The sequence below is a fragment of the Kineococcus sp. TRM81007 genome (assembly GCF_022669155.1).
Taxonomy (GTDB): Bacteria; Actinomycetota; Actinomycetes; order Actinomycetales; family Kineococcaceae; genus Kineococcus.
On the sequence record NZ_JALBVB010000057.1, the window covers coordinates 253,805 to 280,747 of the forward strand.

A 26,943-nucleotide genomic window follows, 5' to 3' on the forward strand; every position below is an offset into this window, starting at 1 on the left:
TCGACACGAGCGGGTACCAGCGACCGCCCGTGCTCGCGTTCGGACGGCGCCATGACGGCGACACCTCGATCGGCCCTTGATCGCTGAGGTGGTTGGCAGCAGGGTGAGGACGTGCGCTTCGCCGGAACGAGGAGCTGGCAGATCCGCGAGAGCATCGACCAGCACCTGGCGATGGCCCTGTACGTGCGGGACGCCGCCGGCCTGGGACGCTTCGTGGTCACCGAGCCGGACGTCGGCCACCTGTTCCCACCCGTTCCGACCCGTGGGCCAGGCGAGTCCCACGAGAGCCGCGCCGGCGCTGACGTCGGGCCGGGTGCTGATCTGCGTCTGGCAGTCGATGAGTGGACGAGGTGGTGGGTTCGCGCCCTGCAGCACCTGCCGCCCACCGCTCCGCCGGCGACACCGGACGAGGCGCGCGAGATGGCCCCACCGTCACCGCCGCACTGGCGCGGGCTGCAGGACTCGCCCGCGATGCGGGATCTGGCCCAACGACACCACCGCGACTTCTGGCACTGGCTGAACGACATCAAGCTCGACCAGTCGGCGCAGCATCGCAGCGGGCACGACCGCTCCAGCGCCAGCCACGAGAGACTGGACCTGACCCGCTTCGTCAACGCCTACGAGCACCGCCTCGGCCGACGGGTGCGTCCCTTCACGTTGCACCTGCGGCTGCTGCCGCTGCAGCAGCCCGCCGGCTGGGTGCTCGACGAGCACCAGGTCCTGCTCAGCACCACCCTGCGCGAGGACACTCCCGCCTTGAAGCAGTTGCTGGAGCCGGTCGTCTCGGCTCTGGGGTGAGCGAGAACCGCGCCCGGAGCGCGGCGTGAGATGCCCCGTGTCGACGGCGAGTGGTCGCTGACCCGGCAGACCGCCTGATCGACGAGTGACACGCAGGAGGTACTAGGCAAGACCAACTACCAGCAGCTACTGTGCCTGACATGGCGCCAGCGGATGAGGGAGAAGCCCTCGAACGTCGCACCCAACTGCTGCGCGGGGTGCTGGACATGTGCCTGCTGGCGCTGCTGAGCCAGCGTCCCTGCCACGCGTACGAACTGGCGTCCCGCGTGCAGGACGCCGGGCTGGGAGAGACCAGCTACGGCACCATCTACCCGCTGATCACCCGCCTGCGACGCCTGGGATTGCTGGAGGAGCGCTCAGAGCCGAGCAGCGTCGGCCCACCGCGCAAGGTGTTCTCCGTCTCCCCTGACGGCTCGCTCGCCCTGGCGGCGTGGAAGCAGCAGTGGCAGGACACCACCAGTGCCGTGGCCGCCCTGCTCGCCGGTGTCGACGGCGCCACGAACACCTTCCCCCCTGCCGCGTCCCACACCCACCCCACGGAGGTGCACCGATGAGCGAGCAACACCTCGCCGAGAAGGACGAGAAGTCCCTGCCGTCCGGCGTGAACGGCGTGCTGGCGCAGATCGATCGCCGCTGGCGAGCCACCGGCCTGCCGCGTCGGGACCGTCGCGATCTTCTGACTGACGTGGAAGCGGACCTGGTGGCCGCCGGTGCCGAGATGGACACCGACGACCCGCACGCCCTGCTGGGCACCGACGTCGACGCCTTCGCCGACGAGGTGGTGCGGGAGCGGGGGTTGCAGCGCCCGCGCGGGCGCTACGGCCGCTTGATGGTGTTCTCGGCGATCGGCGCCGTGGTCGCCGTCATCGGCATCTGGCCGCTGCTGCTGGGGGTCATGGGTGCTGTCACCTCGGAACCGACGCCAGAGCCGGTTTACTCCCCTCCGGGGACAACACCTCCTCCGCCCAGCGTGATCACGGAAGAGGCCACGACCGGCGGCACCGTCTTCATCTTCAGCTTGTACGCCCTGGCCGGTGTGCTGTTCGTGGGCCTGGTCCTGCTCGCGGTGAACTTCGGCTTGCGGTCAGCAGACCGGCTGGGCGCCACGCTGCGCAGGATGGCACTGTTGATGCCCTTGTCCGCCGTCGTGTCCCTGCCGTTGGCAGTCCTCGTCGCCCGCACCAGCGGCTACAGCACCGAGGCGTCCGTCGTGCTGTTCGAGGCGGCCATCGTGCTCGCTTGTGCAGCCGCGGCCGTGTTGGCGTCCCGCTACTGGGTTGTGCGAGCTGCCTGAGCACGTGCGGTCGGCGCTTCGAGAACTGCAACGCCCTTGCGATCAAGCGGCTGTTGCTGTGAGTGATTGATGGGCCCGGTGGCGGGTCGGGCCGTAGGCGACGCCGTCGCGCCAGCAGCGCCAGGTCACGTGCACCCGGGCTCCGGCGAGGATGCGGGTGGCGTGCGAATGGGAGTGCCCCTTGGCGCGGGCGCGGGCGTGGAGGTCGACGGCCCAGGCGTTGGCGTGGTGGGAGTCGCCGGCGAACTCCATCACCCCGTCGAGCGGGAGGTACCCCCACGCCCCGCGCAACTGCATGCCCACGGCCCAGCGGAAGGCGACGACCCTCACCTTGCCGGACTGCCGGGTCGAGGGAGTGGCGCCGGCCAGGCAGGTCAGTCCGGCGACGAGTGCGGTGGTGATGGCCGCTCGCACCTCAGCTCGCGGGCCGGTGCAGGTGCGGGCAGCGGTGCTCAGGTGGGCGTGCAGGACGTCGGCGCGGCGCGGGTTGCAGTAGTGCCGGGTGCACGGCCGGTTCTCCAACCGGCGAGGCGAGAGCCAGCCGACCTTGTCCTGGGTGGGAAAGCGGATCGAGAACGCCGGCGTGACGGCTGAAGCCAGGTGGCTGAACAGCCCGACAACGCCGGGCAGGACGTGCTCGAGGTGAGCACGCAACTGGTTGCCCATCGCGATACGCGCGGCGACGAGGTCCTTGCGTGCGCGCCGTCATCCACGGGGTGACCGTTCCACTTGCGGGGGAGCGCCAGTCGTTCACGGCCTGGGGCCACCGGACCTCGCGGTTCTCATGCCGGACCTCGCACCAAGTTCGGGTCAGCAGACGTTGGGCGGTGATCCGGTGGTGTCCAGGTGCGCCGACGGCCCCGTGTCACCGGCACCAGCAACGGTGCCCGAGGAGACCGCCAGCAGGAGGATTCTGCGCAGTGAGCGGATGCATCCGGCGATCGGCGGAGCCGCTGATCAGCAGTACTACGGCCGCTCACCAGTAGTGGGGCTGCTCGCGAGTCAGGTCAGTGAGCACGACGTCCAGGCCGGAGCGGTGCACCAGGGCCTCGATGGCTCCCGGTGCGGCACCGATGCCCGCGTAGTGCGGGTCGACGTCGCGAGCCAGGCACCAGGCGTGATCGGTGGGCCAGACGAACGCCGGGTCGGGAGCGTGGCCACCGGACCTCAGCGGCAGGGCCGGGCCCCAGTCGCCCAGGTCGCTGGTGCTGCCGGCGAAGAGGTAGTAGTCCCGGTTCGGCAGGCGGACCAGCGCCGGTAGCGGCTCTGTCGACGGCTGCGGCGTGCCGGGGTGCGTCGGTCGCGGCTGCAGACCCGGGCGGAGGTTGCTGCAGCAGGGGTGCACCGTCATCGACGCGGCGGGCGCCGGCGCCTTCCGGCAGGCGTGGCCAGGTTCCTCGCTGGTTGCGCGGGTGGCTGTGCGGGGAGCTGGCGTGGCCGGTGGGGTGGATGCCCCAGCCGTCCCAGAGCAGGAGGCAGCACTCACCACACCCCGCTCGGTTCAGCCGTCGCGAAAGGCGCGGCTGACACAGAGAGGAACCATAACCGGCTCTTCGGATCTGTGGGTGGGAAGGGTGCCCTACCCATCCTCGACTCGGACGGTCTGTGCGATGCCGCCCCTCGTGCAGCTTCGCGGCGGCGGCCTGGTCCCTGCAGGAGAGCCGGTTGCACAGCCCTGCTCGGGTTTGGAGCCGAAGCCTGGACAAGCCGGAGCCGGTATCGCGCTGCTCGCGACGGCGGTGCTCATCAACCGGGCGACCACGATGCGGACGGCGTTCGGGTGCGTCCCAGAGTTGCTCCAGGGTGGGCGCACGTCAGGTGCGTGGAATGCGTGGCGACGATGCTGGTGATCACCGCGAGTGTTCTCTGTGTTGGTTGGGAGTGGTGATCCGCAGTGCGGTGATGAGTTCCCGGTACAGGCCGTCCTTCTCCAGAAGCTGTTCGTGGGTCCCGCTGGCGCGGATCCGGCCCGCTTCGACGACGACGATGAGGTCGGCGTCGATCACCGTGGACAGGCGGTGGGCGATGGTGATCACGAGCCGGTTCCGGGCCAAGTCGGCGATGACGTCGTGCACCGCCGCTTCGGTGATGCCGTCCAGCTGCGCGGTCGCCTCGTCCAGCAGCAGCGCGTCGGGTGCGTGCAGGACCGCCCGGGCCAGGGCGACGCGCTGACGCTCACCGCCGGAGAGGGCAGCAGCGCTCAACGAGGTGTCCAGACCCTGGGGCAGGGTTCTCGCTCGTTCTGCGAGACGCACGGCGGCCAGCGCATTCCACAGCGCCTCCTCGGGAGCCGAGGGGCTGGGCAGCACGAGGTTCTCGCGCAGGGTTCCCGGGACCACGGGACTGTCCTGCTCGACGTAGGCGAAGCGGCGGCGCACCTGCTCGAAGGTCAGGTCCTCGTAGTTGGTTCCCTCGAGCTCGACGGTTCCGCGCTGCGGGGCCAGGAAGCGCAGCAGCAGGGCGAACAGGGTGGTCTTGCCCGCTCCAGACGGTCCGACGATCGCCACCCGGCCGCGGTGCGGCAACTCGAGGGAGACATCGCTCAGGGCGGCCGGTCCGCCAGGCAGGTGGCGGGCGGTGACGCCCTTCAGGGCCAGCAAGGGGGCTGACGCCGCTGGTGCGGTTGTCGTGGCGGTCCTCGCGGCCGTCGTCACGGTGAGGGGGTGGACGCTGCGCCCGGAGCAGCCCTCCGTGGGTGCCGGTTCCTCCAGCTCGAGCTGCTGGACGTCGCGGATGCGGCGGGCTGCGGCGGTGCCGGCCTGCAGCTGGCTGAGTTCCTGGGCGAGGCTGGTGATGGGCTCGACGATGCCGAAGGCGTAGAGCAAGAAGGCCACCAGGCTCGACACGCTCAGCAGGCCGGCGTCGATGCGCCAGGCGCCGATGGCGAGGACGGCGATGACGGAGAGGTAGGCGCCGGCGGTGCCGGCGGTCCAGGTCAGGGCCTCGACGCGCACCGCGCGCACGCTGTGCTCGGCGGAGTCACGGGCCTTGCCCAGGATCGCGCTCACCTGACGGTCCTCGGCGCAGTTGGCCTTGACGGTGCGCACCGCGCGCAGGGCCCCCTCCAGCGTGCCGCCGAGTTCGCCCAGTGAGGCCTGGGCGAGCTCCTGCGCGCGGCCGATGCGGGGCAGCAGCACGCCCACGACGACGCCGACCACGAGCAGCACGGCCACGGTGGTCAGCAGCAGCACGCGGTCCAGGACCGCCATGAGCACGATCGTGCCGACCAGCATGACGATCGAGTTGATGATCTCGATGACGCCCGAGGAGGCGGCTTCGCGCAGCATGACGGTGTCGGAGGTGACGCGGGTGACCAGTTCCCCGTTGCTGCGCCGGTTCAGGGCTCCGGGTCGAGCACCGAAGTAGCGGCGCACCATCGAGGTGCGCGCCTGCAGGACGACGCGCTCGGCCAGCGTCCCCAGCAGGATCCACTGCCACATCCCCAGCAGGGAGCCGACCCCCAGGAGCACCACCAGCAGGGTGATGGCCGGGGTCAGGGAGGCGTCGGTGCCCAGGGTGTCCAGCAGTCGCTTGGTCACCATGGGCAGAGCCAGCGAGGCGCCGGTCGAGGCCAGCCCCAGCACCAGCGCCAGGCCGAGGACCCACCGGTGCGGGTGCACGAACTCCCACAGCACCGCCAAGCCGGAGGCGCGCTTCGCGTCGTTCACGATCTGTCCTCTTCCGGGGGTGTGGTTCCGGGGGTGTGGTTCCAGGGGGCAGTCCCGAGGGCGGGGTCCCGGAGGTGGGGCGAGCGGCACCTCGAGATGGCGCGGTGGGCCGGTGCGGTGGGTCCGCGTAGCAGGCCAGCGCGATGTGAACGCGGCACCAGCCTTCGCATCATACCGACCGCATGCACTGTTCTGCAAACCATTCAGTCGGCAATAGTATGTGGGTTGCACGCGCTCACCAGGAGTGCCGCAGCGGGCCTTCTCGAGGCCGAGGACGGAGGACCGGTTGCCGGGCAAGGAGCGCGACACCGCCAGGACTCGACGAACGGTGCTCGACGCGACCGCGCAGGTCGTCGCCGAGCAGGGGGTGGGAGTCAGCCTCGATGCCGTCGCCCAGCGGGCCGGGGTCTCCAAGAGCGGCCTGCTGCACCACTTCCGATCACGCGACCTGCTGCTGCTCTCCCTGGCCGAGGACCTGGTGGAGCAGTTCCGGGCCGCGGTGCACGCCGCGATCGACCCCCGTGACCACGCCCGGGGCCGGCTGGTGCGCGGCTACGTCAACGCCACCTTCGACGAACTCATCGGCGCACCGGTCGCGACCGAGCACGCACTGGTCATCGCCTCGCTGGCCGTGGTTCCCGGGGTCAGCGAACTGCTGCGCGAGGACACCCGGCGCTGGGGCCAGGAGTTCGCCGACGACGGCCTGCACCCCCAGCGGGTGACGCTGATCCTTCGCGCCAGCGACGGCGCCGGCATCGCCGGCCTGTACGAGGGCGTCAACGACGCGGCGGAGCTGGAGAGCACGCGCCAGCTGCTGCTGGCCCTCAGTCGCACCGACGGCCCCCTGGTCGAAGTTGACGTCGAGGTAGAGACCGAGTCCCGTGCCGACGCGACGGGGCACACGGGGCACACGGGGCACACGGGGCCCGCCGAGCGCGGCCGCCGAGCGTGAGGTGGTGGCCGGGGTTCTGCGCCCCGGCCACCACCTCCGCCCCCGCGAATCCGATCAGGCCGGGCTCGCGGGCTCGGCCCGGACCGGGTCGGTCGTGACCGGGTACGCCGAGCGGGCGAAGCGGGCCCCCACCTCGCCGAGGCGGCGCAGGACGTGTGAGCCGTGCAGGAGGCGGTCCGCGTAGTGGAACCCGGGATCCGGCGGAAGGCCACCGTCCAGGCTCAGCAGTCGCTCGACGAGCAGCGCCGCCCCCAGGCCGGTGAGGTCACCCAGGCCACCGGGGTGGATCAAGTCGTAGCGGTTGACCACCGGTGCGCCGTGGCGATTGCGCCCGCGCAGCAGCACGACGATGTCGTGGGAGGGGTCTTGCCCGGTGAGCGTGGCGCTGGAGTCCTCCACGGCGATGGCGAAGCGGGTGCGGGCCGGGCGAAGGGCGTCGCCGAGGACCAGGACGTCGACGGAGCTGAACTCCCGCGCACTGGCCGCGTCGCCGCTGACGGTCTCGAAGTTGAGGCGTGAGCGCGTGCGCTTGCGCGTCCAGGACCAGCCTCCTCCGCTGGCGGTGAGGGGTAGGGGGTGGGATCCGGCGATCTCGGCCGTGACCGCTTCGTCGTTGGCGGGGCCGAGTTCGTCGTGGGGGTCGATGCCGGCGATGAGCGTGACGCTGGTGATCTCCTGCAGGTGCTCGGCTGAGCGCAGGGTGAGGGCGGAGACCATGCCCGCAGCCCAGGAACTGGCGTGCACGACGGTGCTCGATCCGGGGTCGGCGAGGTGGACGGTGAGTTCCTGGGCGATGGTGTGGACCCCGCCGGCCAGGTTCACGAACGGGACGCCGCGCTCCTGGGCGTGGCGCTGGGCGTGGTGGCCGGCGTCAGGGACCGCGGCGACGACGGCGGAGAAACCCCGGTGGGCGGGCAGCAGCAGCCCGGGCACCATGACGTCGACCGTGAAGGGCTCCGTGCAGTCCACGGCGGTGCTGACGGCCTCCAGGCGACGGGCGGTGCGGGCGCCGATGGCCAGGGGCAGGTTCGGGTGCAGTCGGCGCAGGTGGCGGACCAGGGCGGACCCGACGACGCCGGTGCCGCCGAGGACCAGGACGGGGTCCAGGCCGGCGCTCCAGAGCGCGCCGCGCGCAAAGGGGTCGGCGGCGGGTGCGGGGGTGGTCATGTCTCCTCGTTCCAAGCTAGCGGACCGTCTGGTCGGTATAGTAGAGGGCATGGAACGTGAACGCCAGAACCTCTGGAAGAGCCCGACCCGATCTCACGTCCTCCCGAACCGGGCCGGCGCGCTGAACACCTCGTCGGTCCCCGTGCGCGTGTGGCGACTGGAGGACCGGGCAGGGAGGCGATCTCGTCCGATGCCTTCGTCGGTGCGGTCGTTGCTGACGTGGACCGTGCGCCGGATCGTGGCGCGACGAGGGCTGGACTTCGTCGACGCTCGGCGCATCTCCCTCCAAGCTCAGGCCGCCGCACGGGCTTGGCGGGCTCGCCGCGCTGCGCGACGATGGACCTGGCTCCGGTGACGGGCCGGTGTCTACCGGCTTCCCGCCAGGAGTTCGCGTTCGGGGGCCTGCGTTGACGACGGGCCGACGCAGGTGACGGGCCTGCGCCGGGGACTGCAGGACCCGGACCAGGAAGCGTGCCCAGGATCGGGCCCAGAACTGGGCCAGGACGGACGGGTCAAAGGCGTGCATGCCCGTCTGCCCGATGTCTCGGCGCGCCGACTACTGATGAACGCCGCGGCTCAGGTCGTCATGTTGAACGGGGCTGGTGTCAGCCTGAGCGTCATCGCCGAGTACGCCGCGGTGTCCAAGAGCGGCCTGATGCACTACTTCTGCTCCCGCCGGCAGTTGATGTTCGCGCTGGCCCACGACGTGACCGCGCGGTTCCACCTCGCGGTCCACGCCGCGCTCGATCCGTGCGACCGCACCAGGGGGCGCCTGCTGCGCGCCTACGTAGACGTCACCTTCGCCGCCCTGGAAGAGGCCTCGGGCCTGCCCAGCCGCATCGGCCTGCTCACCGCCTTGGCCACGGTGCCGGGGGTGCCGCAGTTGGCGCGCGACGATGCGCGGCGGTGGTCGCGGGAGCTGGCCCACGACGGACTCCACCCGCAGCAGTCGCTGCTGGTGTGCCGGGCGGCCGATGGAGTCGCGCTCTCGAGGTCGCGCCGGGAGATCGACCGTCCCGAGGTGTACCGGAGGATTCACGACCTCCTGCTCGACCTCACCCGATCGGGTGCGCCGCGGTCGGGGGAGGATCCAGCGGGCTACTCTGCATCGCCCCGACCTCTACCGCGTGCGGTGGTTGGTCTCGGGTCGTCGCAGTCGCCACCGGCGAGGCTGCCTGAGCCTCGCTCCACGTCGGCACCGTGTGCCCAGTGACCGAGAGAGGTGCCATCAACCGTGCGTTGCGGAGTCCGGTTCGAGCCCGACTGGAAGCCTGAGGACCTGCCTGCCTTCGCCCGATGGGCCGAGCGCGTCGGCTTTCGCGAACTGTGGTTCAGCGAGGACCTGCCCTGGGCGGGAGGCATCGCCATGGCCGCGACGGCCCTGGCCTGCACCGAGACCTTGCACGTGGGGATCGGCCTGCTGCCGGCCTCGACGCGCAACCCCGCGACGACGGCCATGGAGATCGCTGCACTGGCCCGCCTGGCCCCCGGTCGCCTGACCGTCGCACTGGGCCACGGCATCCCTTCGTGGATGCGGCAGGTCGGGGCTGCGGTGCCCCGACCGCTGACGGTCCTGCAGGAGACTGCGACGGCGCTGCGCGTCCTGCTGCAGGGTCGGGAGGTGACCCTGCACGGGGAACACGTGCACCTCGACGCCGTCCGGCTCGGGTTCCCGCCGGCTGTCGTCCCCCGGATCCTGCTCGGCACCACCGGGCCGAAGGGCTTGCAGGCCGGAGGTGCGCACGCCGACGGTGTGCTCCTGCCCGAGATCGCCTCGCCGGCTGCCGTGCGGTGGGCGCACCAGCGCGTGGCCGAGGGCGCCCGGGGTGAGCGGGACCGCGGTGCGGGACCGGGGCACCAGGTGACGCTGTTCGCGATGGTGAGCCTGGGCGACGACGACGCCTCGGCGGTGGACCAGGTGCGTACCCGCATGCAGCGGATCGTCGACTTCGGCGTCTTCGACCACCTGGCCCGCCTGGCCGAGGTCCCCGGTGACCGGGGTCCGATGAGCGACCAGGTGCTCCAGCGCGTCGCCGTGACGGGCACCCCGGAGCAGGCGGTGCAGGCGGTGCGGGCCTGGGAGGCGGCCGGGGCCGAGTCGGTGGTCGTCGTCGCCGGCGCGGACGATCCTCAGGAGAGCTACCGGCGGTTCGCCGACGACGTCCTGCCGCACTTGACGCGCTGAGTCCGGGGCCGGTCCGGCGCCCGTGTCGACGCCGGGCGGGAGGTGCGTTGGCCCCCTCCTGCCCGGCGTCGTGATCGAGCACCAGCACCGTGTCGCCCCTGTCCGGCGACCGCTGGAGGAGGCTGATGACCAGGTCGGACCCGTGCGGGCGCAGTCTCGTGGGGGTGGTCGACCCAGCGGAGGGGCGTGCTCGTCCACCCTGCCCCGCCACCCGCGCAGGGTCTGTGGTGGAAGGGTCAGGAACGGCGGGCGGAGGGGACGACCTTCCACGCGACGATCGCGGCGATCGCCAGCAGTGCGGCAGCGATGAGCGAGGTGGTCTGCATGGCTTCGGTGAAAGCGTGCCGGGCCGCGGACAGGGCCTCCTCGCCGGCCGCACCCAGACCCTGCAGGGCGTTGGTGCCGTTGGCCAGGGACTCCCGGACGGCATCCCCGGCGCCTTCGGGCAGTTCCGTCGCCACGGGCAGCGCGGCGCGGTACAGCACGGTGTGCAAGGTGCCCAGCAGGGCGATCCCCAGGGCCAGGCCGAGCTCGAAGGACATCTCCGAGATCGCCGAGGCGGCGCCGGCGCGTTCGCGCGGCACGACGCTGAGGATCGCGTCGACGGAGACGGTGAAGGTGATCCCCACCCCCATGCCGATGATCACCAGCCCCAGGGCGATGACACCGTAACCGGGACGACTCTCGCCGGCGGCCAGCACGACCAGACCGACCGCGGCCACCAGCAGCGAGGCCCCCAGGGAGCGTCCCACCCCGAGGCGGTTGACGACGGTGGCCACGACCGCGACCACGGCGATGGAGGCGATCGTCATCGGGAGTTCCCGCAGCCCCGCCTGCAGCGGGGAGTACCCGCGCACCAGTTGCAGGTACTGGGAGAAGAAGAACAGCAAGCCGCTGAAGGCGAAGATCGCGATCAGGGAGGCGACGACGGTGCCCGTGAAAGCCGGACGCGCGAAGAGGGTGACATCGACCAGCGGGGTCTCCAAACGCCGCTGACGGCGCACGAACCACGCCACCGCGGCCAGGCCCAGCACGAGGGAGGCGGCGCCGAGCAGGTCCGGGCCTTCCTGGGCAGTGTGCTTGACCGCCCACACCAGCGGCACGACCGCCCCCACGGAGAGCGCCGCGCTGAGCAGGTCGAAGCGACCCGGGTTCGGGTTGCGCGACTCCGGCACGAGGACGGCGACGCCGAGCAGCACCAGGGCCATGACGGGCAGGTTGATGAGGAAGACCGAACCCCACCAGTAGTTCTCCAGCAACGCCCCACCCACCAGGGGGCCCAGGGCGGCGCCGCCGGAGGAGCCCGCGGCCCACACCGCGATGGCACGGGTGCGCTGGACGGGCTCGCGGAACATGTCGCGCACGATCGACAGGGTCGAGGGCATCAGGGTGGCCCCGGCCACGCCCAGGAGCACCCGGGCCGCGATCAGCATCCCGGGGGTCGAGGCCAGCGCGGCCAGCAGGGATGCCCCGCCGAAGCCGGTGACGCCGATCATCAGCAGCTTCTTGCGCCCGATGCGGTCGGCGAGGGTGCCCATGCTGATCAGCAACCCGGCCAAGGCGAAGGAGTAGGCGTCGCCGATCCACAGCAGCTGCGCAGAAGTCGGCGTCAGGTCCGCGGTCAGCGAGGGCACGGCCAGGGCCAGGACGGTGCCGTCCACGGCCAGCAGGGTCACGGCGAGGGTCAGGGCCGCCAGCGCGGCCCACTGTCGCCCGCCGGCGCGCCCGCCACCGGAGGGGGAGGGGGAAGCGGGGTGCGAAGCGCCAGCGGTCCCGGCGGGCAGGGAAGACATGCCCGTACCGTACCGACCAGACGGTTTAGTTTGCAAACCGTTCGGTCGGTAAATGGGTGATGTCTACTGCTTCGCACTGAGATGGCTGGGAGGCGACCCGGCCCACGCCTCCACCGATCGGACCCCGCCGCCACGCCCATGACTCATCAGGAAGCGGCATCAAAGCCGTGACGCTTCATCGAGACCAATCGGCCCTCGGTGGTGGCCTGTCGGCGCTGCGGGGTGCTTGCTACCGATCACGGCCGGCGCGAGCACCGCCTCGCTGACGCGCCCTGCTTCGGCACCCCTGTGCAGCTCGTTTGGCGCAAGCGGAGCTGGCGTTGCCGGGAACCGCGCTGTCCGGTCGGCGTTTGGTCCGAGAAGACCCCAAATCTGCCTGAACGGGCGAAGCTCACCACCCGTGCAGTCTCGTGGGCGATCCATGCGTTGCGTTGGGATGACTCCACTGTCTCCACCCTGGCCCGCCAGCTCGGAGTGGATTGGCATACCCTGGTGAACGCTGTGCGCGCCCGAGCCCATGAGCATCTCGACCGCGAGCCAGCCCGCGCCACCAGGCTGGCCGGGGTCGACACCCTCGGGGTCGATGAGCACATCTGGCGCCCCTCTGCCCGGCACCGCGACCGGGCCGTCACCTCCATCGTCGACCTCACCCGCGACCTGGACGGCCGGGTCCACGCCCGTCTGCTCGACGTCACCCTCGGCCGCTCCAGACCGGTCTACGCCACCTGGCTGCGGGCCCAGCCCGGCGAGTTCGTCGCCGGCATCACCCACGCCGCCCTGGACCCCTTCCGCGGCTACGCCAACGCCATCCGCACCGAACTCCCGCACGACACGGTGACGATTCTGGATGCCTTCCACGTCGTCAAGCTCGCCTCCACCGCGATGGACGAAGTCCGCCGCCGCATCCAGCAGGCCACCCTCGGCCGGCGCGGGCACCGCGATGACCCGCTGTACCGGGTTCGTCGGCTGCTGACCACGGCCCGGGAGAACCTCACCGACCGCGGCCGAGCCCGCCTCGAGGCCGCGCTGCAGGCTGGTGACCCCGGTCTGGAGGTCACCGTGGCCTGGCACGCCTACCAGGACCTTCGCTCCATGTTTCACGCCCCAACCCCAGCCGCTGGCCGGACCATCGCCCAGCGGGTACTCAAGAGCTTCCACCGCTGCCCGATCTCAGAAATCGCCCGCTTGGGGCGGACGCTGCGATCGTGGCGGGCGGAGGTGCTGGCTTACTTCGATGACGATCCGCACCGCTACCGCATCAGCAACGGCGGCACCGAGGCCATCAACCTCATCATCGAGAAGACCCGTCGCCTGGCGCAGGGGTTCCGCAACTTCGACAATTACCGCATCCGCATCTTGCTCGCCGCCGACGGTACCCGCCCCTGGCGACGTCGGCGGCCCGGGTCAGGGTGAGCTACCCACCCACAGATCCGAAGAGCCCCATAACCGGACGTGGGGTCAGGTGTTGAGGTGGTCGGCGAAGGCGGACAGGTCGTCGTCCTCGCCGATGGGCCACGCTTCCAGGCCGGGGGTGGCCAGGACGGCGGCGATGAGCTCGGCCGGACCGCCGACGAGGGTGGAGCCGAAGTCGATCTCACTGGCCAGGCACCAGGAACGGTCCGCCGGCCACAGCAGGTTCGGTGACTGCGGCAGGAACCAGTCGTCGGTGACTTGATCGCCCATGCTCAGCGCGGCGTGCAGCGGGCCGGTGAACAGCAGGTGCTCACGCCCGGGTAGCGACAGGCGCGGGGCGTTCAACGCGTCCTGGACCACCTCGGGCAGCTCCGTCCACATCGGCGCCGGTGGGCGGGGACCGGGTCCGTCGTGGAAGGCGACGACCAAGGTGTTGCCGCCGATGAGCCAGCCCCAGCCGTCCCACAACGCGTGGTGGCACGCCTGCTGCCCGTCGTGATCAGCGGTGAAGGGGGCCAGGACATCCAGCAGCGGGCTCAGCGCCTGCGGGGCCAGGCAACCGCGCTCGACCTGGACCTCGTCCCAGCGGCCTTCACCGGAGAGGGGCAAGCCCACCGTGCCCGGGGCCGGGGTGGTGATCGACTCCCACTGCATGAGGGCGTGGGCGGTGCGACCGGTGCGGGCGCAGACCCCGGCCCAGGTGGTCGGCTCAGTCGCGGGCTCGGGGTTCACCGGGTGCAGGACGCGGGCGTAGGCGGCGTAGCCGCGGGGCACGGTGCGGCCCACCGCGCCGAAGGCACCGGACAGGCGTGGGGGGAGCCAGTCCCCGACGGAGGGGTCCGGCACGGCGTGGAAACCCTCCATGCTCATCGGCCCATCGTGCCTGCCGTGATCACCTGGCACCAGGGTCACCCGCTTCTCGGCAGAAGGTGGCGATCGAAGACGTCCTGGCCAGCGGCATGTGCGGGAAGCACCTCGGTGCTGTGAGGAGGCCGTGTCACAGCGGTCACCACAGGCGCAGCCTCCGTAGCTTGCTCCGCATGACCGAGACCGAGGACGGGACCGGGATCACCGCGGACCTCGTCCGCGACCTGCTGCGCGACCAGCACCCGGACCTGGCCGAGCTGCCCCTGCGCGAAGTACGGGGCGGCTGGGGCAACCAGATGTGGCGCCTGGGGGACGCGCTGGCCGTGCGGGTGCAGCGCATGGACACCGACCCCGCTCACCAGCTCAAGGAGCGCCGGTGGCTGCCGCTGCTGGCCCCACGCCTACCGCTGCCCATCCCCGTCCCGGTGCGCAGTGGCGCTCCTTCCGAGCGGTTCCCCAGGATGTGGACGGTCATGACGTGGGTGCCGGGCCTGCCCCTGGACCACGGGGAGATCACCCGCGGCGAGCACGCCGCCGACACCCTGGCGGCGTTCCTGCGGGCGCTGCACGTGCCAGCCCCCGCCGACGCACCGGCTGACACGGGCCGCGGTGCGCACCCCGAGGACTGCACAGACGGCTTCAACTGCTTCCTGGACTGCCTCGGCGCTGACGCGATCGGCACTGACGCCGCCGCTCTTCGAGCCGCATGGGCCGACGCCGTCGCGGCACCTGCGCGGGAAGGGCCGCCGGTGTGGGTGCACGGCGACCTGCACCCGGCGAACGTCGTCGTCGCCGACGGGGCGCTGGTGGGGGTCGTGGACTTCGGTGACCTGTTCGCCGGGGACCCGGCGGTGGACCTGGCAGCCGCCTGGGTGCTGCTGCCGCAGGGCGCGGCCGGTCGCTTCTTCACCGCCTACGCGCAGGCTGGCGAGGCGACGATCCGGCGTGCCCGCGGCTTGGCCGCGCTCAAGGGCCTCTTCTTGATGCTGATGGGCCAGAACGGAGACCGTGGCTTGCCCGGAGGCAAGCCGGCATGGGGTCCGGTCGGCCGCCGGGCGCTCGACCGGGTCCTCATCGAACGCCTGGACTGACCCCTGAGCAGGGCGCCAACCGACGCCAGTGCTCGCCGTGGGCGGGCTTGGCGATCTACCGCAGATCGGCAGGACCGCGCGATCGGCGGGATGACCGCGTGCATGGTCGGTGAGAAAGCAGTGGCGTTCATCGGTTGCCTGGCTGGCGTCGAGAGCGTGCCGGAGCCTTCGCTGCAGCAGCCCACGGACGATGCCCGTCAGCCCTTCCGCATCGTGGTGGACGTCTTGGCCACCCCCCGAGCAGGTGCACGCGGTGCAGGAGGTGATCGGCCAGGCGCTGTGCGCGGCGCCGGAGGAGCATCCCGGTGCGTGTCGCGTCGCCTGGTCGATGGCGCACGTCGGTGGCGGTGCCGGCGGTCTGGACGGCTCGTACGGCCTGGACCAGGAGGAGGTGGCCTTCCTCCGTGAGCACCTGGCGCAGGTGCCGGTGTGGCCGCGAGCAGAGGTCGACCGCAGCCTGGGACTGTCGCCGACCCCGACCCCACACCCGTGACGGCACCCGTGATGGCATCCGTGGTCGCGCCGCCGGGGCGCCGAGGCCGCGGTGTCGGCGGGGCGAGGTGCGCTCCCGGCGCCTACGCCCCGGGTAGTTCGTAGTGGGCCCGTCGCTGCTGGCCCCACGCGAAGGCCGTCTCGCAGACCCAGTCCTCCAGGCGGTCACCCAGATGGGCGGCGATCTGCACATCGGTGGTGGGTGCGGCGACCTCCTTCGGGTCGGACGCCCACCAGGGTGAGAGCAGCAGCTGCTCGTGCCGCTCGGCGGGGATGTCGATGCGCACCCACACGTCCCCGGCGCGCCCGTCGATGCCCCAGTGCACGCTCAGGGCTTCGATCTCCTCAGGTCTGAGCACGCTGGTGACCACCGGCTCGACGACCCGCCGGCGCAGGTCGGCCAGTCGCTCGTCGTCCGCATCGGTGACCGGACCGGGGCGGGGTTCGCGCTGGCCGGCCAAGGGGGTGGTGTTGACCTCCGCGCGCCACCACGGGCGCGGCGTCCCGTGACCTCGGGGGCGGTAGCAGCGGCGTTCACCCACCCGTTCAGGATGCCTGATCACCGTGCGACCGGGTGTGTAACCGGATGTGTGCCTGGGGGCCGGTCGTCAGTCGAGGTAGCCGGTTCGCGGGTTGATCCCGGCGAGGAAGTCCGCGATGGCTTCCTCCATCTCTGCTGGTGCCACCGCGGAGCCGTCGGAGGACTTGGAGGTGAAGCCGTACGGGTGGGGGCCGCTGAGCCAGTCGACGTCGTAGGAGCCGGGCTCGCCATCACGCTCACGCACCACCCACTGGTGCCCTTCGACGGTGAAGTGCCACACGGCCATGCGAGTCACGATGCCTGGGGTAGCCGGTGCTCGCTCGTCGGCGGGTGAGGGTGGTCGTGGGACGTCCTGGCCAGCGCCATGACCGCGAGGTCGTCAGGAGCGCCTAGCGATTCACTCGGACGCGACGGTGCGGCGATGATCTTGCTCGCACTGGCGCTGCCCTTGAAGTCACCGGAGCACACTCCGCCGGAGATCAGCGATGTCCTCGTGATGCGGTGGGCGCACCGTCAGGAGGGTCCAAGTAAGTGACGTGCCGGGCCTCTTCGGTCTGCTTCACCTGCTGCTTGCGGGAAGGGAGCAAAGTGTTGGTGATCCAGGTGACCAGACCGCGGAACGCCTCAGTGAGTCCTGTCATCGCCATCACTGCTGTCCCGTCACAGCAGTCAGGATGCTCTCTTCAGGAGCTCGATGCCATGGTGTCCATGCGTGGAGCCGCCGATCCAGAAGGGTCGTCGACGTTCGCGACAGCGCCATGACCGTGAGGTCGGTCCGGTCGGCCGGACGTCGCCTCGCCAGGGTCACGCAGCGGGCGCGTCCCGGGGAACCACTCGCTCTTGCTGCAACGAGCTGACGCGAGCGATCAGCTCGAAGTCCTTGTCCAGGTGCAGGAGCGTCAGCTCGTGTTCGATGGCCGTGGCGGCCAGCAGGAGGTCCACCGGTCCAGGGGCCCGGTGCCAGCCTCGGTGGGTGAGGCGCTCCTGCAGGTCCTGCGCACGGGCGCTGATCTCGGTGCTGAGCTCGATGACGGTCATCGCTTCGGTGAGGTCGGCGATGACGTCGCGGTAGTCCTGCGGGGAGCGGGCGGAGAACCCGATCTCCAGCACGCTCGGGCGGGCGATGGCGAGCAGGTCCGCGCGCAGGAGGTCGTTCAACCGGGCGGCCACGACCGGTTGGTGCCAGCGGGCGTGGGCGGACTTGTCGAGCAGGAAGCTCACGCAGCGCCTTGTCGCTGGTCGCCGGCAGCAGGCGCCTCGACGTCGTCGCCGTTGGCCTTGGGGTGCTCCTGGAGCAGTGGGGCGAAGTACCCGCTCTCGGCTCGGGTGATGAGGCGTTCGGCGGCGGCGCGGCGGCGTTCCTGGTGCAGGGTCGCGCGCAGGGCGGCTTCGACGGTGTCGCGCTTGGTGGTCGTCCCGGTGAGGGCGGCCACCTGGGCGAGCAGGTCGTCGTCGATGTCGATGTGGGTCTTGCTCACGTGCGACCTCCTGATCGTGTACACGTCAAGGGTAGCTGATGTACATGAGGGTGGCCACGACACGGCAGTCATCCCATGGGTCCTCGTGGCGGCCGGGGATCGTGGGTGGCTGGACCGGCTGCGACGCACTCGGCGAAACGTCCTGACCGCGCCATGTGTGGTAGATCGCTGGGGCTCACTGCTCGACGCGGTAGGACGAGGTCAGCTCGTCACCGGCCTGGCCGCGGATGCCCCAGTCGTGGCGAGGTGTCTCCACGACGGTGATCTCCAAGTCGATGGCTCCGATGCCCAGGAGTTCGGCGAAGTCGCGGTACAGGCGCTGGTAGAACGCCTTCTTCGTCGCACGGTGCGCCCGCTGAACATGAGGACTTCGATGACCGTATGAGAGTGCGTGGTTCAGACCCCATGGCCTTCTGCACACCCACCCACGAGAGGCTGGGCCGGTGAGCACCGCGGACACCGCCACCTGGATCATCACCTCAGCCACCGACGCGGACCGGGCCGAGTGGCAGCGGCTGTACCTGGCTTACGGCGAGGTCGCCGGCGAGGTCTTGAGCAGCGAGCACCTGTCCCGCGTGTGGTCCTGGATCGTCGCCCCGCAGGCCCAGACCCGCTGCCTGCTCCTGCGAGAGCACGCGCAGCAGCAGGTGGTCGGCCTGGCGCACTACCGCCTGTTCGAGCGGCCCTTGGCCGGATCGCTCGGGTGCTGGCTGGACGACCTGTTCGTCGACCCCAGCCAGCGGGGACGTGGCGGGGCTCGTGCGGTGCTGGAGCACCTGCGCACGATGGCTGCGGGCGAGGGGTGGAGCACGGTGCGGTGGACGACGGGCCAGGCCAACAGCGCCCAGGAGCTCTACGACCGCCTCGCCGACCGCAGCCCCGTGATCACTTACAACATGGCCCCGAAGTCATCCTCAGACGCGCACTGAGCGCGCCATGACCGGGCGCTCGTCACCGCAGCACGGCCTCGGCTGCAGGAGCTAGCTGTACTCGGCCATCACGTTGGTGACAGGCGGCTGGTCGGGGGCTGCCCGGCGAGGGCGGAGTGGGCTCGGGTGGTGTTGTAGTGGATCAGCCAGGGACTCAGGGCCGTGGTGCGCTGGATGTTGCTGGTGAAGGGCATCGGGTCGGGACCTCGCTGGCGCTGCACGTCGAGGTCGTCGGGCTCAGCCATCGCGCTTCCTTCCTCATCGAGTCCGGCCAGCCTGGCACACCTGCTGGACCGCTGCTGGAGGCGCGATCGCGCGCCGGCCGTGGCCTCGGCACCGCCGCTGCGTGCTTCCAGGGGCTCTGCGCACAGCGCGCAGCTCGGCGCGGGCGGAGGCATCAGGGGGCACTCGCGGCGTTCGTGGGCGTCCGGATCGCCTCGTGCGACCCCGCGCACTTCGGCAGGAATGCAAGATGGCGGTCAGGTGCCGGAGGCCATGTACGCGGCGAGGATGTAGTTGGGGTGCCGATCCAGCGTGGTCCTTGCTCGGTCGTAGCGCATCGTGGTGCGCGGGTCGGCGTGGCGGGCGGCGATCTGCACGTCTCTGAGGTCCACCCCGGCGTCGAGCATGGTGGTCACGTACGTGTGGCGCAGCATGGGCGGGTGCATCCGCGGCAAGCGGATGCGGGCGTCAGTAGCCAGGTGCTTGAGGCGGCGGGTCGCGGAGTGGCGGTCCAGGCGGTCCCCGCGGGTGTTCAGCAGCAACGGCTCCGTGCCGCGACCACGTTCGCGGTCCCCGATGCTGCGATCCACCGCCCTGCCCACCGCCCTGCCCACCGCCAGGGCCAGCGGGACCAGGACCACCTTGTGGCCCTTGCCGAGCACCCGCAGGACGCGGTGCCCGTGTTCTTCGCCGAGGTCGGCGATGTCGAGGCCGCAGGCTTCGAAGATGCGCAGGCCCAGCAGCCCGAGCAAGCAGACCATCGCGAAGTCGCAGCGGTTGGGCGAGTCGCGGGAGGTGGCCAGCAGCGCTTCGAGCTGCAGGTGCGACAGGCCCAGGGTGGGTGACTCCGGTGGCACGTTGGGGCGGCGGACGTGGTCGGCCGGGGAGTGCTCCAGGACCTCGTCGATGACGCCGCTGCGGTAGAAGCCGGCGACGATCGACATCCGCCGCGAGACGGTGGAGGCGGCGAAGCGCTGGGTCTCTTGCATCCACCGCACGTACAGCTCGATGTGCGGGCGCCGGGCAGCCAAGGGGTTGAGCTGCCGCAGCTGGCACCAGGTGAGGTAGGCGCGCAGGTCGGATTCGGCGTGGCGGCGGGTCTCGCCGCGGTAGCGGGCCAGGTAGGCGGCCACGGCCAGGCGCAACGGGTCGGTGCGCCAGGTGCCGTCACCGAGCGGGATGGGCAAGGGCTCAGGGGTCAGGCTCATGAGCGAGTCCCCCTCCGGGGCGACCGGTGAAGTCAAGGCGGCTGCCCCGCGACGTGCGGGCCCTGTCGCAGCGGCGGCACCGTGATCTCGTCGGTGTGATCACGTCAGCATGATCACATCACCTGGTTCCCTCCCGTGGTGCTGCGGTGGGGATGAGCGGCGCTCAGGTGATGATGGTGTTCAGCACAGGCGGCAGCGTGGTGATCCCGTCGGCGGCCAGGAAGTGCCCGGCGCCGGTGATGGCGTCCACGGGAACGCCGAGCCGGGCAGCCAGGGCGTCGGTGGCGGTGGTGGGCACGTAGGCGTCGTGCTCGGAGCGCAGCAGGTGCAGGCGGTGGGTACGGGCAGCGATGCGGCGCAGGTCCTCATCGCTGAGGGCGCTGGGGGGTGCAGCGCCCGGACCGGGGTGGGGCCGGGTGCCCGGGTGGGTGCTCGCGTGGGTGGTGAGGTAGCCGTCCAGCTGCGGCAGCGCCGGCAGGGGCCCGGTGAAGCCGGCGATGAGGCTCAGCCCACCCAGACGCCAGGTGCCGGGCGCACCAGGTCCGGTGCCTTCACTCGTGTCGTCATCAGCGGTGGGCAGGCTGGCCAGGTGGCGCAGCACCGTCACACAGCCCAGGGAGTGCGCCACCAGGTGGGTGTGCTCGTCGATGCCGCCGGCGCCTTCGATGGCGGCGGCGGTGGCGGCCTGCCACGCGAGTGCGTCGGGGGCGTGCGGGTCGGGCAGGGCGGGCACGCTGACCTCGATGCCGGCGTCCTGAAGCTGCCCGGCCAGCCAGGGAAACCAGTGATCGCCGGGGGTGGCGGCGTAGCCGTGCACGATGACCACCCGCCGCACCCGCTGTACGGGCTGCGGCCGGTGCACCTGCGGCGTCTGGGGCACCTGGAACGCTGCAGCGGCCGTGCCGGGCGCGGCAGGGCCCGCGCCGTGGGTGGTGTGCTGGCGCGGGAGGGTCCCGGACGCAGTCGAGGCGTCAGTGGAGGTAGAGGTCGGGGCCGACATCGACGACGAGGCGTCGGTCGAGGTCCGGTCCTGGGTCGGCGGTGCGGGCTGGGCGTGCGGGCCGTTCACGGGCCGGGAGGCTAAGGGGTGCCGCTAGCGTGAAGGTCAAGCCGCACAGACGCCCTCAGAGACGTCGTCACAGGCGCTGCGTCACCGGTGCGGTGGGGGTGCGGTGGGGGTGCGGTGGGGCGCGGTGCTGTGGTCGGTGCGGTGGCGGGCAAGCCGGAGGGGCGGCGGGATGCGGATCGGGCAGCTGGCGCAGCTGAGCGGGGTCAGCCGGCGGGCGTTGCGCTACTACGAGGAGCAGGGCCTGCTCACCTGCTCGCGCGATGCCAGCGGCTACCGGGACTTCGCCGAGGACGCACCGGTGCTGGTGGCGGCGATCCAGGTGATGTACGCCTTCGGGTTGAACTCCGCCGCGGTGCGCCGTTTCCTGCCGTGCGCGCGTGGGGCCGATGAGCAGTTGAGCTTGCAGATGTGCCCGCAGCTGCGCGCCACGCTGACCGCGCGGCGCCGCGAGGTGGCCGCGCGCATCGCGGAGCTGAGTGCGCAGCAGCGGGCGCTGGAGGCGCACCTGCCTTCGTGAGGTGGTGAGACTGCGCACTGCCCGCGCCATGAGCGGGTGTGTCAACTGAGCTCTTGGAAGAGAGTGATCTGCAGTCCGGCCGGGGCGTGCAGGCGGGCGTTGAGGGAGTTCCACGGGGTGCGCACCGGGGCAGCGACGACCTCGGCTCCTGCCTGTTCCAGGGTGCTGGTGCGTGCGGTGGTGTCGTCGACCTCGAAGGCCACTCGCAGGTGCGGGGCGACCTGCCGGCCCACCTCGACCTCATCGATCATGCGCTTCTGAGCTGGGTTGACGATTTCCAAGGTGGCGCGGCCGGCGTCGAGGATGGCGACTCGCGCGTCTCCGGCGCCTTGGAAGGCTGCTCGTTCGGGCAGGCCGAGGACGTCGCGGTAGAAGGTGACTGCCTGCTCGTAGTCGTCGGCTTCGACGACCAGGCGCAACTGGCGCACGGGTGCGCCGGTGCTCCGCTCGGGGACCTGCTGGCGCTGGTGGCTCTGGTCTGCGCTCATATCGGCACGGTAAGACTTCACACTGGTGTCAAGGTCAAGGGCGGGTGCTGCGCGAGCGGTTCCTCGCGGATCGAGGAGCGTGCGTTCGTGCGGATCGGGCAGCTGGCGGAGCGCACCGGTGTCTCGGCCCGTTCGCTGCGCTACTACGAGCAGCAGGGGCTGCTGGCCAGTACCCGCACGTCTGGGGGCCAGCGTCGCTACGAGCAGTGGTGCGTGGAGCGCGTCGTGCTGATCCAGCAGCTCTTCGCCGCAGGGCTGTGCAGCTCGAAGGTGGCTGAGCTGCTGCCGTGCCTGGGCGCTCCGCCGACCGCGCGCACCGGCGAGCTGCTGCAGGCGCTGCTGGTCGAGCGCCGCCGGCTGGACGCGGTGGTGCGCGATGCGGTGCGCGCACGCGAGGTGCTCGATGGTGTGATCGCCGCTTGGGACCGCTGATCAGACGGTGCCGGGTCGGCAGCTGCCTCCAGAGGCTCGTCCTGCTTGGTCACCGTGAGCGCCCTCGATCGTCGAGGCGGCCCAGTCATCGACCCGGGCAGACGCCGCCGCCCGTCCTGATTCCGCACTCTTCGCGGGATGACCGTGAACTCAGGTCGATCGTCGAGCCCGGCCCTCAACCTGGGGGATGAGCGATCGTGTGTCGAGGATCCGACCATGCGGTGATGTCCGGGTCACCTGTGGCACGGCAGGCTGCGACCATGAGCGAACCCGCCGCCCCGACGACCTCACCGCGCACCCCGTGGGCCGGGGGCGGCCGGCGCGTCGGGCCGGCCGGTGGTCTGGGGGCAGCACCGTTGCTCGGTGCAGCAGTGCTGATCGGTGTGGTGTGGGGGGCGGCGACATCCGGGTTGCAGACCGTGCTGCCCTGGCCCTTCGCCGGGCTGGCCAACGCGGTGGGTCCCTGGGTCGCTCCCGCGTTCTTGGTCGGCGCCTGGAGCCGGCGGCCCTGGGCCGCGGTCCTGGCCGGTGTCCTGGTGTGCTTCGGTGAGGTCGCCGGCTACTACGCCACGTCCGCCCTGCGGGGCTTCGGCGTCAACCCCGCCACGGTCGTGATGTGGGCCGCCACCGGCGTGTTCGGCGGGCCGGTCCTGGGGGTGGCCGGGTGGTGCTGGCGGCGTGCGTGTTCGCTGCGCGTGGCCGCGCTGGGGGCGGCGCTGCTGGGCGGGGTCTTCCTCGCGGAGGGTGTGATCACCTACGGCGTCTATCTGCGCTACACGGGTGACGCCGTCGTCTTCTGCGTCCTCGGCGCCGTCCTGGTGTCGGTGCTCGGCGCCACCGCGTCAGCGGCGCGAGCGGCGGGTGCGCGTGCTCGAGGCGTTGGTGCGGCTGCGGCGTGGTTGCTGCTGGTGCTGCCGCTGGGTGCTGTCGGCGAAGTGCTGCTGCACCGCGCCCTGACCTGAACCGGGCTGCGGTCGGCGTCCCTCGGGCGTCGTGAGCGCCCCACCGCGAGAATGCAGCGTCGTGGGTGATCTCTTGGTCATCGACATGACCGCGATGACGTCGGTCGTGATCCCGCCCGGCCGGCGCCATGACCGCGAGGTCGTCAGATGGCGCACGGCGCCTTACACGGATGAGGCGCTGCGGCGATGCGCTTGCTCACGCTGGCGTTGTCGCTTGAGGTTCGCGAGGCACAGTCCACCGACGAGCGTCGGCAGACCCCACAACGCGGACGGCAGCTCGTAGAAGTGAGCGGCCCCCCAGAGTGCGAACAGCAGCACAAGAACGATCAAGAAGGGACGCTGGTGCCAGCGCCGGCGGCGGGGTGCTGGCGCCGTGCTCAGCTCGTCCGAGGTGGCCATTCAGCCATCCTGACGTCTGCGCTCACTCATCGCGTGCTCATCGGCATGACCGCTGAGTCGCCGCCTCCGCGGACGGCGGGATGACCGTGAAGTCGGTGTTCACGGTCGGTGGTCTGCAGAGACGTCCGCCGCGTACGCGTTGCTGAGGGCAGCCGCGGGCGTCGGGCAGGGCCGCGGCGGTGGCCATTCGGGGCGGTGGTCACCGAAGAGGGTGCGGCGCTGTCGAGGGCTGCTCGCTCGTCCGCTTCCCCCGCGACCGGGGCGCGGTCTCGTCCTGGTGGCGCCGGTAGTGCCGCGCCGCCCGCGCGCGGTTGCCGCACGCCAGTGAGCACCACTGCCGACGTGAGTGGTCCTGCACGAAGTACAGGACGCAGCGCGGACCGTGACAGGCGCGCAGGCGCGAGGCGTCGGGACCGGTGAACAAGACGGCCGCCGCGGCGGCGATGACGGCGAGGGCGTCCTCGATCGTCGACCCGGGGGGTGGGGTGCTCCACTGCACCTGACCGTCCACGAGAGCGAGGTGGCCGGTGGGGGCGAGGGCGGAGTGCTCGTCGATCACCACCAGGGCCGCCGCGACGTCGTCTGCCGCAGTGACGACCGAGGGGTCGTCGCCGCCGACCCGCAGCGCGCTCACCCGGTCGTCGCCGGTGAGGTGGCCGGCGACCGTGCGCAGGGCTGCTCGCAGTTCCACGACGGCGTCCAGTTCCGAGGGGGCGACGCTCTTCGTCGGGAAACCGTTGGTGCGCAACCACGTGAGGGCGTCCGTCGGTGTCGTCAGGTCGTCGCGCAGGTCCCCGCGCTCTGCCCAGAGGGTGTTCAGCAGGCGCACGGGCAGCGGCTCACCGGGGAGGACGTAGGGGCGCTCCAGTGTCGACACGTTCAGACGCTATCACGGTTGCCGATCTTGTAAACGTTAGAACAATCAGGTACACATCTAACGTCGAAGCGTTCGACAAGCGTTAGATCGGCGAGGAGCCATCATGACCGTGACCCACCACCGCACCGCCACCATCGACGGGCGCGAGGTCTTCTACCGCGAGGCCGGCCCCGCCGACGCCCCGGTGCTCCTGCTGCTGCACGGCTTCCCGACGTCCTCGGCGATGTTCCGCCACCTCATCCCGCGCCTGGCCGACCGCTACCGCGTCATCGCCCCCGACTACGTCGGCTTCGGGCACTCCGCGGCGCCACGGGTGGAGGAGTTCGAGTACACCTTCGACCACCTGAGCGACGTCGTCGAGGGCCTGCTGCGCCAGCTCGGGGTGCAGCGGTTCGCGATGTACGTCCAGGACTACGGCGCGCCGGTGGGCTGGCGGTTGTTCCTGCGCGACCCCGAGTGCGTCACCGCGATCGTCACGCAGAACGGCAACGGCTACGAGGAGGGCTTCGTCGACGCGTTCTGGGCACCGCTGTGGCGCTGGGCCAGCGACGGCAACCCCGATGACGAGGCCGTCGTGCGCTCCACCCTCACCACTGAACTCGTTCGCTGGCAGTACGTCCACGGCCTGGACGACCCCAGCGTGGTGGACCCCGACACCTGGACCCGCGACGTCGCACAGATCAGCCGCCCGGGGATGGACGAGGTGCAGCTCGCCCTCTACGGCAACTACCCCAGCAACCGGCAGCTCTACCCCCGCCTGCACGCCGCCTTCGGGGCCCACCCCGTCCCGCTGCTGGCGATCTGGGGTGAGCGGGACGAGATCTTCGGCCCCGACGGGGCACGTGCCTTCCAGACCCACCTGCCCGAGGCCCGCGTCGAGCTGCTGCCGGGTGGGCACTTCCTCCTGGAGTCTCACCTCGACCAGGTGGCGGCCTCGATGCGGGCGTTCCTGGCCGAGGTCCTCTAGCGCGGGCCCGGTGGGGCGGGGCGTCCAGGACCGGCCGGCCCCACCCACCCCCTGCGGAAGGCCGATGCCCCGGACGGCGTCGGCCTGGGAGTCGCGCACCTCCACCGTTGTCGATGACCGCGCGGAATCCGACATGACCGCGATGCCCGGGGGCGTGAGGTCCGGCCGAGGGCGGGGAGGTGCGCGTGCGGGATGCTGGGGACATGACGGTCAGCGATGACACCAATCCCGGCCCCGGCCACGACCTGCTGCGGGCCGCGGCGGTCCACGCCTGGTCCCTGGACCGCACCCTGGGCCGCTTCCGGGCCGGAACCACCACCGAACCCGCCGGGCTGCCGCTGCTCGAGCTGCCCGCGGCGCTGCGCGACCACGGCTACCGCACGGTGCAGGTGTGCCACTTCCACCTCCCGCACCGCGACGCCGGCTACCTCGCCGAACTGCGCGCGGCGCTGGCCGAGGCCGGTGTCGTGCTGGACGCGTTGCTGGTGGACGACGGTGACCTGACCCACCCGAGCGAGGCCGCGCGCGAGGAGGCGTGGATCTCCTCCTACCTCGCCGACGCCACCGCTCTGGGAGCCACCCGGATCCGAGTGGTGGCCGGCCAGACCCGCACCGGCACCGCGCAAGCCGACAGCTCCGCGGCGCTGGGGCGCATCGCCGCCCGTGCCGGGGACCTGCGCGTCGTCACCGAGAACTGGGGTGACGTGACGCGCGACGCCGCGGACGTGCGGGCTGTCCTCGACCCCCTCGAGGGGGCGGTGGGACTGCTGGTGGACCTGGGGAACTGGAGCGGTCCGGGCAAGTACGCCGACCTGGCCGAGGTCGCCCCCTACGCGGAGACCTGCCACGCCAAGGCGCACTGGGACGGGGGCGACGTCGACGAGGTGGACTACCGCGAGAGCCTGTCCTCGATCCTCGACGCCGGGTACAGCGGTCCGCTGGCCCTGGTCTACGACGCGGTCGGCGACGACGAGTGGGCGGGGCTGGCCGTCCAGCGCGCGATCGTGGAGGACCTCCTCAGCTGAGCGCTCGACTGAACGGCCGCGTTTCGGACGTGGCCGCTCGGCGACGACCGCGCGGATCGGGGGAGCCGTGACCGCGACGTCGTCGACGTCCACGACAGCGGGATGACCG

General features: G+C 71.4%; 32 protein-coding genes. 15 read left to right on the forward strand and 17 right to left on the reverse strand.

The features are described from left to right. The first annotated feature begins 111 nt into the window (after window positions 1–111). The 3 genes from MN205_RS18350 (at window position 112) to MN205_RS18360 (ending at window position 2,092) form a co-directional block, all read left to right on the forward strand. Window positions 112–798 carry a hypothetical protein gene (locus MN205_RS18350; protein ID WP_242129817.1) on the forward strand — a complete coding sequence of 229 codons (687 nt, stop codon included), beginning with the start codon at window positions 112–114 and terminating at the stop codon, window positions 796–798. 140 nt (window positions 799–938) lie between these two features. Further along, window positions 939–1,352, forward strand: a complete 414-nt coding sequence (locus tag MN205_RS18355; protein ID WP_242129818.1) for a PadR family transcriptional regulator — start codon at window positions 939–941, stop codon at window positions 1,350–1,352. Further along, window positions 1,349–2,092, forward strand: a complete 744-nt coding sequence (locus MN205_RS18360) for a hypothetical protein (protein ID WP_242129821.1) — start codon at window positions 1,349–1,351, stop codon at window positions 2,090–2,092. The genes MN205_RS18355 and MN205_RS18360 overlap by 4 nt, the downstream gene beginning before the upstream one ends. A gap of 42 nt (window positions 2,093–2,134) precedes the next feature. Here MN205_RS18360 and MN205_RS18365 read toward each other — a convergent pair whose 3' ends face one another. The 3 genes from MN205_RS18365 to MN205_RS18375 form a co-directional block, all read right to left on the reverse strand. Next, a complete protein-coding gene (locus MN205_RS18365) occupies window positions 2,135–2,758 on the reverse strand; it encodes a hypothetical protein (protein WP_242129823.1) in 624 nt (207 codons plus the stop codon). Window positions 2,759–3,068: 310 nt separating this feature from the next. Beyond that, window positions 3,069–3,443: a hypothetical protein gene (locus MN205_RS18370; RefSeq protein ID WP_242129825.1), complete on the reverse strand. Its 375-nt coding sequence runs from the start codon at window positions 3,441–3,443 to the stop codon at window positions 3,069–3,071. Between the two features lie 499 nt (window positions 3,444–3,942). Beyond that, entirely contained in the window at window positions 3,943–5,760 is a 1,818-nt protein-coding gene (locus MN205_RS18375) for an ABC transporter ATP-binding protein (RefSeq protein WP_242129827.1), read from the reverse strand. 328 nt (window positions 5,761–6,088) lie between these two features. On the opposite strand from MN205_RS18375, the gene MN205_RS18380 reads away from it, so the two are divergent. Beyond that, window positions 6,089–6,712 carry a TetR/AcrR family transcriptional regulator gene (locus MN205_RS18380; RefSeq protein ID WP_242129829.1) on the forward strand — a complete coding sequence of 208 codons (624 nt, stop codon included), beginning with the start codon at window positions 6,089–6,091 and terminating at the stop codon, window positions 6,710–6,712. Window positions 6,713–6,766: 54 nt separating this feature from the next. Here the strand turns inward: MN205_RS18380 and MN205_RS18385 are convergent, their stop codons facing one another. Continuing rightward, window positions 6,767–7,879 carry a hypothetical protein gene (locus MN205_RS18385; protein ID WP_242129830.1) on the reverse strand — a complete coding sequence of 371 codons (1,113 nt, stop codon included), beginning with the start codon at window positions 7,877–7,879 and terminating at the stop codon, window positions 6,767–6,769. Between the two features lie 427 nt (window positions 7,880–8,306). Between MN205_RS18385 and MN205_RS18390 the strand changes: the two genes are divergently transcribed. Together MN205_RS18390 and MN205_RS18395 are read left to right on the forward strand one after the other, a co-directional pair. Continuing rightward, window positions 8,307–9,092, forward strand: coding sequence for a TetR/AcrR family transcriptional regulator (locus MN205_RS18390; RefSeq protein ID WP_242129832.1), 786 nt, complete (start codon window positions 8,307–8,309; stop codon window positions 9,090–9,092). A gap of 21 nt (window positions 9,093–9,113) precedes the next feature. Further along, a complete protein-coding gene (locus tag MN205_RS18395) occupies window positions 9,114–10,064 on the forward strand; it encodes an LLM class flavin-dependent oxidoreductase (protein WP_242129834.1) in 951 nt (316 codons plus the stop codon). Between the two features lie 236 nt (window positions 10,065–10,300). Here MN205_RS18395 and MN205_RS18400 read toward each other — a convergent pair whose 3' ends face one another. Further along, complete coding sequence (locus tag MN205_RS18400) at window positions 10,301–11,857, reverse strand: MFS transporter (RefSeq protein ID WP_242129835.1); 1,557 nt, start codon at window positions 11,855–11,857, stop codon at window positions 10,301–10,303. 177 nt (window positions 11,858–12,034) lie between these two features. Between MN205_RS18400 and MN205_RS18405 the strand changes: the two genes are divergently transcribed. Next, on the forward strand, window positions 12,035–13,270 hold the full coding sequence (locus MN205_RS18405) for an ISL3 family transposase (protein ID WP_308220308.1): 1,236 nt from the start codon (window positions 12,035–12,037) through the stop codon (window positions 13,268–13,270). A gap of 45 nt (window positions 13,271–13,315) precedes the next feature. Here the strand turns inward: MN205_RS18405 and MN205_RS18410 are convergent, their stop codons facing one another. Further along, complete coding sequence (locus MN205_RS18410; RefSeq protein ID WP_242129837.1) at window positions 13,316–14,140, reverse strand: hypothetical protein; 825 nt, start codon at window positions 14,138–14,140, stop codon at window positions 13,316–13,318. 170 nt (window positions 14,141–14,310) lie between these two features. Between MN205_RS18410 and MN205_RS18415 the strand changes: the two genes are divergently transcribed. Continuing rightward, complete coding sequence (locus MN205_RS18415) at window positions 14,311–15,228, forward strand: phosphotransferase (RefSeq protein ID WP_242129838.1); 918 nt, start codon at window positions 14,311–14,313, stop codon at window positions 15,226–15,228. A gap of 253 nt (window positions 15,229–15,481) precedes the next feature. Continuing rightward, window positions 15,482–15,721, forward strand: a complete 240-nt coding sequence (locus MN205_RS18420; RefSeq protein ID WP_242129839.1) for a hypothetical protein — start codon at window positions 15,482–15,484, stop codon at window positions 15,719–15,721. 82 nt (window positions 15,722–15,803) lie between these two features. Here the strand turns inward: MN205_RS18420 and MN205_RS18425 are convergent, their stop codons facing one another. The 5 genes from MN205_RS18425 to MN205_RS21005 all read right to left on the reverse strand — a co-directional run bounded on the left by MN205_RS18425 (window position 15,804) and on the right by MN205_RS21005 (window position 18,214). Continuing rightward, on the reverse strand, window positions 15,804–16,262 hold the full coding sequence (locus MN205_RS18425; RefSeq protein WP_242129840.1) for a hypothetical protein: 459 nt from the start codon (window positions 16,260–16,262) through the stop codon (window positions 15,804–15,806). A 66-nt stretch (window positions 16,263–16,328) separates the two neighbouring features. After that, on the reverse strand, window positions 16,329–16,556 hold the full coding sequence (locus tag MN205_RS18430; protein ID WP_242129841.1) for a hypothetical protein: 228 nt from the start codon (window positions 16,554–16,556) through the stop codon (window positions 16,329–16,331). Between the two features lie 509 nt (window positions 16,557–17,065). Then, the gene (locus tag MN205_RS18435; protein WP_242129843.1) at window positions 17,066–17,482 is read right to left on the reverse strand and encodes a PIN domain-containing protein; all 417 of its coding nucleotides are present in this window, start codon (window positions 17,480–17,482) and stop codon (window positions 17,066–17,068) included. Then, window positions 17,479–17,739 (reverse strand): type II toxin-antitoxin system VapB family antitoxin, encoded by a 261-nt coding sequence (locus MN205_RS18440; protein WP_242129845.1) that lies wholly within the window; start codon window positions 17,737–17,739, stop codon window positions 17,479–17,481. The genes MN205_RS18435 and MN205_RS18440 overlap by 4 nt, the downstream gene beginning before the upstream one ends. Window positions 17,740–17,914: 175 nt before the next feature. Next, window positions 17,915–18,214 carry a tautomerase family protein gene (locus tag MN205_RS21005; protein ID WP_255820525.1) on the reverse strand — a complete coding sequence of 100 codons (300 nt, stop codon included), beginning with the start codon at window positions 18,212–18,214 and terminating at the stop codon, window positions 17,915–17,917. Here MN205_RS21005 and MN205_RS18445 point away from each other — a divergent pair. Continuing rightward, window positions 18,183–18,668 (forward strand): GNAT family N-acetyltransferase, encoded by a 486-nt coding sequence (locus tag MN205_RS18445; RefSeq protein WP_242129846.1) that lies wholly within the window; start codon window positions 18,183–18,185, stop codon window positions 18,666–18,668. The genes MN205_RS21005 and MN205_RS18445 overlap by 32 nt on opposite strands. 68 nt (window positions 18,669–18,736) lie before the next feature. On the opposite strand, the gene MN205_RS18450 is transcribed toward MN205_RS18445, so the two are convergent. The 3 genes from MN205_RS18450 to MN205_RS18460 all read right to left on the reverse strand — a co-directional run bounded on the left by MN205_RS18450 (window position 18,737) and on the right by MN205_RS18460 (window position 20,924). Further along, on the reverse strand, window positions 18,737–18,913 hold the full coding sequence (locus MN205_RS18450) for a hypothetical protein (RefSeq protein ID WP_374115973.1): 177 nt from the start codon (window positions 18,911–18,913) through the stop codon (window positions 18,737–18,739). A gap of 234 nt (window positions 18,914–19,147) precedes the next feature. Beyond that, on the reverse strand, window positions 19,148–20,098 hold the full coding sequence (locus tag MN205_RS18455; RefSeq protein ID WP_242129847.1) for a tyrosine-type recombinase/integrase: 951 nt from the start codon (window positions 20,096–20,098) through the stop codon (window positions 19,148–19,150). A gap of 163 nt (window positions 20,099–20,261) precedes the next feature. After that, the gene (locus MN205_RS18460) at window positions 20,262–20,924 is read right to left on the reverse strand and encodes an alpha/beta hydrolase (RefSeq protein ID WP_242129848.1); all 663 of its coding nucleotides are present in this window, start codon (window positions 20,922–20,924) and stop codon (window positions 20,262–20,264) included. Between the two features lie 412 nt (window positions 20,925–21,336). Here MN205_RS18460 and MN205_RS18465 point away from each other — a divergent pair, with 412 nt between their 5' ends. Further along, on the forward strand, window positions 21,337–21,684 hold the full coding sequence (locus tag MN205_RS18465; protein ID WP_242129849.1) for a MerR family DNA-binding transcriptional regulator: 348 nt from the start codon (window positions 21,337–21,339) through the stop codon (window positions 21,682–21,684). A 41-nt stretch (window positions 21,685–21,725) separates the two neighbouring features. Here MN205_RS18465 and MN205_RS18470 read toward each other — a convergent pair whose 3' ends face one another. Then, window positions 21,726–22,172, reverse strand: a complete 447-nt coding sequence (locus tag MN205_RS18470) for a VOC family protein (protein WP_242129850.1) — start codon at window positions 22,170–22,172, stop codon at window positions 21,726–21,728. Between the two features lie 87 nt (window positions 22,173–22,259). On the opposite strand from MN205_RS18470, the gene MN205_RS18475 reads away from it, so the two are divergent. Continuing rightward, window positions 22,260–22,604 (forward strand): MerR family transcriptional regulator, encoded by a 345-nt coding sequence (locus tag MN205_RS18475; protein ID WP_242129851.1) that lies wholly within the window; start codon window positions 22,260–22,262, stop codon window positions 22,602–22,604. 260 nt (window positions 22,605–22,864) lie between these two features. Beyond that, a complete protein-coding gene (locus MN205_RS18480; RefSeq protein ID WP_242129852.1) occupies window positions 22,865–23,566 on the forward strand; it encodes a DUF6518 family protein in 702 nt (233 codons plus the stop codon). Between the two features lie 162 nt (window positions 23,567–23,728). On the opposite strand, the gene MN205_RS18485 is transcribed toward MN205_RS18480, so the two are convergent. Beyond that, window positions 23,729–23,965, reverse strand: coding sequence for a hypothetical protein (locus tag MN205_RS18485; protein WP_242129854.1), 237 nt, complete (start codon window positions 23,963–23,965; stop codon window positions 23,729–23,731). A 199-nt stretch (window positions 23,966–24,164) separates the two neighbouring features. Beyond that, window positions 24,165–24,842, reverse strand: coding sequence for an ABATE domain-containing protein (locus MN205_RS18490; RefSeq protein WP_242129856.1), 678 nt, complete (start codon window positions 24,840–24,842; stop codon window positions 24,165–24,167). Window positions 24,843–24,945: 103 nt separating this feature from the next. Here MN205_RS18490 and MN205_RS18495 point away from each other — a divergent pair, with 103 nt between their 5' ends. After that, window positions 24,946–25,809 carry an alpha/beta fold hydrolase gene (locus tag MN205_RS18495; RefSeq protein ID WP_242129857.1) on the forward strand — a complete coding sequence of 288 codons (864 nt, stop codon included), beginning with the start codon at window positions 24,946–24,948 and terminating at the stop codon, window positions 25,807–25,809. A gap of 203 nt (window positions 25,810–26,012) precedes the next feature. Then, window positions 26,013–26,834: a sugar phosphate isomerase/epimerase gene (locus tag MN205_RS18500; RefSeq protein WP_242123770.1), complete on the forward strand. Its 822-nt coding sequence runs from the start codon at window positions 26,013–26,015 to the stop codon at window positions 26,832–26,834. Window positions 26,835–26,943 lie beyond the last annotated feature (109 nt).

Coding starts and splice junctions, on each gene's coding strand:
- MN205_RS18370 (WP_242129825.1), bottom strand. CDS start 3,443: ATGACGGTGCACCCCTGCTGCAGCAACCTCCGCCCGGGTCTGCAGCCG.
- MN205_RS18355 (WP_242129818.1), top strand. CDS start 939: ATGGCGCCAGCGGATGAGGGAGAAGCCCTCGAACGTCGCACCCAACTG.
- MN205_RS18455 (WP_242129847.1), bottom strand. CDS start 20,098: ATGAGCCTGACCCCTGAGCCCTTGCCCATCCCGCTCGGTGACGGCACC.
- MN205_RS18495 (WP_242129857.1), top strand. CDS start 24,946: ATGACCGTGACCCACCACCGCACCGCCACCATCGACGGGCGCGAGGTC.
- MN205_RS18415 (WP_242129838.1), top strand. CDS start 14,311: ATGACCGAGACCGAGGACGGGACCGGGATCACCGCGGACCTCGTCCGC.
- MN205_RS18500 (WP_242123770.1), top strand. CDS start 26,013: ATGACGGTCAGCGATGACACCAATCCCGGCCCCGGCCACGACCTGCTG.
- MN205_RS18385 (WP_242129830.1), bottom strand. CDS start 7,879: ATGACCACCCCCGCACCCGCCGCCGACCCCTTTGCGCGCGGCGCGCTC.
- MN205_RS18450 (WP_374115973.1), bottom strand. CDS start 18,913: ATGGCTGAGCCCGACGACCTCGACGTGCAGCGCCAGCGAGGTCCCGAC.
- MN205_RS18410 (WP_242129837.1), bottom strand. CDS start 14,140: ATGAGCATGGAGGGTTTCCACGCCGTGCCGGACCCCTCCGTCGGGGAC.
- MN205_RS18365 (WP_242129823.1), bottom strand. CDS start 2,758: ATGGGCAACCAGTTGCGTGCTCACCTCGAGCACGTCCTGCCCGGCGTT.
- MN205_RS21005 (WP_255820525.1), bottom strand. CDS start 18,214: ATGATCCAGGTGGCGGTGTCCGCGGTGCTCACCGGCCCAGCCTCTCGT.
- MN205_RS18400 (WP_242129835.1), bottom strand. CDS start 11,857: ATGTCTTCCCTGCCCGCCGGGACCGCTGGCGCTTCGCACCCCGCTTCC.
- MN205_RS18360 (WP_242129821.1), top strand. CDS start 1,349: ATGAGCGAGCAACACCTCGCCGAGAAGGACGAGAAGTCCCTGCCGTCC.
- MN205_RS18470 (WP_242129850.1), bottom strand. CDS start 22,172: ATGAGCGCAGACCAGAGCCACCAGCGCCAGCAGGTCCCCGAGCGGAGC.
- MN205_RS18465 (WP_242129849.1), top strand. CDS start 21,337: ATGCGGATCGGGCAGCTGGCGCAGCTGAGCGGGGTCAGCCGGCGGGCG.
- MN205_RS18485 (WP_242129854.1), bottom strand. CDS start 23,965: ATGGCCACCTCGGACGAGCTGAGCACGGCGCCAGCACCCCGCCGCCGG.
- MN205_RS18480 (WP_242129852.1), top strand. CDS start 22,865: ATGAGCGAACCCGCCGCCCCGACGACCTCACCGCGCACCCCGTGGGCC.